This is a genomic window from Bacteroides sp. MSK.20.82 (genome assembly GCF_019052485.1).
Lineage (GTDB): Bacteria > Bacteroidota > Bacteroidia > Bacteroidales > Bacteroidaceae > Bacteroides > Bacteroides thetaiotaomicron.
This window is the reverse complement of sequence record NZ_JAHQUN010000110.1, coordinates 1-2,609: the sequence shown is the minus strand read 5'-3', so window position 1 is coordinate 2,609 and position 2,609 is coordinate 1. Positions and strand designations below refer to the sequence as shown.

Annotated in this window: 1 tRNA gene and 1 rRNA gene; both read left to right on the top strand. The window is 48.0% G+C overall.

From position 1 onward, the window contains the following. Window positions 1-77: transfer RNA gene (locus KTR07_RS27920), tRNA-Ala, on the top strand. 161 nt (window positions 78-238) lie between these two features. Further along, window positions 239-2,609, top strand: a 23S ribosomal RNA gene (locus KTR07_RS27915); the annotation flags it as partial.

Genomic DNA, 2,609 nt, shown 5'->3' with positions numbered 1-2,609 from the left:
GGGGGATTAGCTCAGCTGGCTAGAGCATCTGCCTTGCACGCAGAGGGTCAACGGTTCGAATCCGTTATTCTCCACCATCTCTGAAAACAGAGAAACGATCTTTGACATGATGTACAAAAAGTAAAATTTAGTAAAGAGCTAAAAGTATATATCGAACCGTACGTTTTAAGTACCGCGATATTGAGTACTCGGGTTTAATGCCTGATACTTGATACCTGATACTTAAAGGTAAGTTTGAAAGAAAGTAAGCAAGGGCGCATGGCGGATGCCTTGGCTCTCGGAGGCGATGAAGGACGTGATAAGCTGCGATAAGCTCTGGGTAGGTGCAAATAACCTTTGATCCAGAGATTTCCGAATGGGACAACCCGGCATTCTGAAGGAATGTCATCCATCTTAGATGGAAGCTAACGCAGGGAACTGAAACATCTTAGTACCTGTAGGAAAAGAAAATAATAATGATTCCCCTAGTAGTGGCGAGCGAACGGGGAATAGCCCAAACCACCCATGTTACGGCATGTGTGGGGTTGTAGGACCACGATGTCGCAAGACATTTGATGAGTAGAATCCTCTGGAAAGTGGAACCATAGACGGTGATAGTCCGGTATACGAAGTCAAATTAAGCGTAGTGGTATCCTGAGTAGCGCGGGACACGAGAAATCTTGCGTGAATCTGCCGGGACCATCCGGTAAGGCTAAATACTCCCGAGAGACCGATAGCGAACCAGTACTGTGAAGGAAAGGTGAAAAGCACTTCGAATAGAAGAGTGAAATAGTCCCTGAAACCGTGCGCCTACAAGCGGTCGGAGCTGCGTAAGCAGTGACGGCGTGCCTTTTGCATAATGAACCTACGAGTTACTTTTTCCGGCAAGGTTAAGCATCTTGAGATGTGCAGCCGAAGCGAAAGCGAGTCTGAACAGGGCGTCGAGTCGGAAGGAGTAGACGCGAAACCAAGTGATCTACCCTTGGTCAGGTTGAAGGTTAGGTAACACTAACTGGAGGACCGAACCGATAAGCGTTGAAAAGCTTCCGGATGAACTGAGGGTGGGGGTGAAAGGCTAATCAAACTTGGAGATAGCTCGTACTCCCCGAAATGCATTTAGGTGCAGCCTTGTGAGTTACTAATGTGAGGTAGAGCGACTGATAAGATGCGAGGGCTTCACCGCCTATCAAGTCTTGATAAACTCCGAATGCGCATTAGTTCTATCACAGGAGTGAGGGCATGGGTGCTAAGGTCCATGTCCTAAAGGAGAAGAATCCAGACCATCAGCTAAGGTCCCCAAATAAACACTAAGTTGAACTAACGAAGTCAGATTGCTAAGACAGCTAGGATGTTGGCTTGGAAGCAGCCATTCATTTAAAGAGTGCGTAACAGCTCACTAGTCGAGGAGTTTGGCGTGGATAATAATCGGGCATTAAGTGTTTTACCGAAGCTATGGGATCAGTAATGATCGGTAGGGGAGCATTCCACTCTGCGTCGAAGGTGAAGCGTGAGCTTTGCTGGAGCGTGTGGAAAAGCAAATGTAGGTATAAGTAACGATAAAGGGGGTGAGAAACCCCCTCGCCGAAAGACTAAGGTTTCCTGATCAACGCTAATCGGATCAGGGTTAGTCGGGTCCTAAGGCTCAGCCGAACGGTGAGGCCGATGGCAGAACAGGTTAATATTCCTGTACTACCTTAAGGAGTGACGTGGAGACGGAGCAGTGACAGCGCCGCGGACTGACGGAATAGTCCGTTGAAGGGTGTAGATGTTGATCATCCCAGGCAAATCCGGGATGAGAGTCGAACCTGATAGTATGGAGCGTTCTTCGGAACAATCCAATAGTGCGTGTAAGCATACTCCCAAGAAAATCCGCTAAACTTAATCCTTAAGGTACCCGTACCGCAAACGGACACACGTAGTCGGGTTGAATATACTAAGGCGCTTGAGTGATTCACGGTTAAGGAACTAGGCAAATTGACCCTGTAACTTCGGGATAAAGGGTCCCAACGAGAGTTGGGCGCAGAGAATAGGTCCAGGCAACTGTTTAACAAAAACACAGGGCTGTGCCAAATTGAAAGATTACGTATACAGCCTGACACCTGCCCGGTGCTGGAAGGTTAAGAGGAGATGTCATCGCAAGAGAAGCATTGAATTGAAGCCCCAGTAAACGGCGGCCGTAACTATAACGGTCCTAAGGTAGCGAAATTCCTTGTCGGGTAAGTTCCGACCTGCACGAATGGTGTAATGATCTGGACACTGTCTCAACCGTGAGCTCAGTGAAATTGTAGTATCGGTGAAGATGCCGATTACCCGCGATGGGACGAAAAGACCCCGTGAACCTTTACTATAGCTTAACATTGAATTTGGGTAATTGATGTGTAGGATAGGCCGGAGACTTTGAAGCAGGTACGCCAGTATTTGTGGAGTCGCTGTTGAAATACGGCCCTTTGATTATTTGAGTTCTAACTCGTAGTTGCGAGGACACTGTTTGGTGGGTAGTTTGACTGGGGTGGTCGCCTCCAAAATAGTAACGGAGGCTTCTAAAGGTGCCCTCAGGACGATTGGTAACCGTCCGCAGAGTGTAATGGCATAAGGGCGCTTGACTGGGAGACTAACAAGTCGATCAGGTA